2 protein-coding genes are annotated in these 1,182 nt (G+C 24.5%); both read left to right on the top strand.

The annotated features are described in order from the left end of the window. The first annotated feature begins 201 nt into the window (after window positions 1–201). Window positions 202–885 carry a tetratricopeptide repeat protein gene (locus E6A48_RS10275; protein WP_219710113.1) on the top strand — a complete coding sequence of 228 codons (684 nt, stop codon included), beginning with the start codon at window positions 202–204 and terminating at the stop codon, window positions 883–885. A 23-nt stretch (window positions 886–908) separates the two neighbouring features. Then, window positions 909–1,182, top strand: a 274-nt coding sequence (locus tag E6A48_RS10280) for a FecR family protein (protein WP_475561308.1), incomplete at its 3' end; no start/stop codon positions are given.

The raw sequence follows: 1,182 nt of genomic DNA on the forward strand, positions 1-1,182 counted from the left end.
AAATAACCCTTAAAATTATTATATTATAACAAAAGTATATATTTTATCAAGGTTTTAATAAATTATAATAGATTAGATATGATAATTTTTAAAATATGTATTTATAGAATATGTTTAAATATGTTAACTTTTTTTGTAAATATATTGAGATTTTTTTATTTAAATATAAAATAATATGATAACAAAACAATAGGAGTGTATATGAGTATAGGTTCTGGAAAAATAGAATTAGAAGAGGGTATAAAACTATTTAGAAATGAGAACTATAAAGAGGCAATAGAGTCTTTAGAAAAGATATTTACTGAAAACAATGATGTAGAGTCTGGATACCATCTTGCTTTATCCTATGCTCAGATGCAAGATTATGATAATACACTTGAAGTTTTTGACAAGATTTTAAGAAGGCTTGATAATCCGCTTAGAATGATGCAGGCACATGTTATTGTTGGTTATATATATGCTATTAGAGAGATGTATGATTTGGCTGAGTTTGAACTTCTTGATGCTTTATCTTATGATATAGAAAATACTCAAATTTATTCTGTACTTGGATATGTTTACTATAAGAAAAAAAATTCTAGAAAGGCTATAGAATATTTAAGAAAGGCAGTTGCTTTAGATTCAGAAAGCCCGAATGCTAGAAACTCATTAGGCTTTATACTAGTTGATAGTGATATTAATATAGATGAAGGAATAGAAGAGATAAAAAAAGCTTTACATAAAGACCCTTCTAATCCTGCATATTTAGATTCTTTGGGTTGGGCTTATTTCAAAAAGAAAGATATTATTAATGCTAAAAATTATCTTACCAAAGCATTTGAGATAGCACCTTCTAATAAAGATATAAAAGAACATCTTTTGAAGCTTGATAATTATAAAATGTAATATTTTTTGGAGGTTTATTGTTTATGAAAAATTTTATAATAGTTTTTGTTTTCTTATTATCTTTATCGCTTTATTCTCAGTATGATTTAAAATATGCTGGAAAGATAGAAGTTTTAAGAGATGGAAAATCCACTAGTTTTAGCAATAAAGTTTATGATGGAGATACTATTAAAACTTCAAAAAATGCTTTTGCTGAGATAAAAATAAAAAATAAATATTATTATCTATCAGAAAATACATCTATTTCTATAAAGAATGGAGAGATTAATTTAGTTAATGGTGTTTATTATACTAAAT

Origin of the sequence: Brachyspira pilosicoli, from assembly GCF_019402445.1 — a bacterium.
Classification (GTDB): domain Bacteria; phylum Spirochaetota; class Brachyspiria; order Brachyspirales; family Brachyspiraceae; genus Brachyspira; species Brachyspira pilosicoli_B.

Excerpts from the sequence above, each read along its gene's own strand:
- E6A48_RS10275 (WP_219710113.1), top strand. The coding sequence starts at position 202 with ATGAGTATAGGTTCTGGAAAAATAGAATTAGAAGAGGGTATAAAACTA.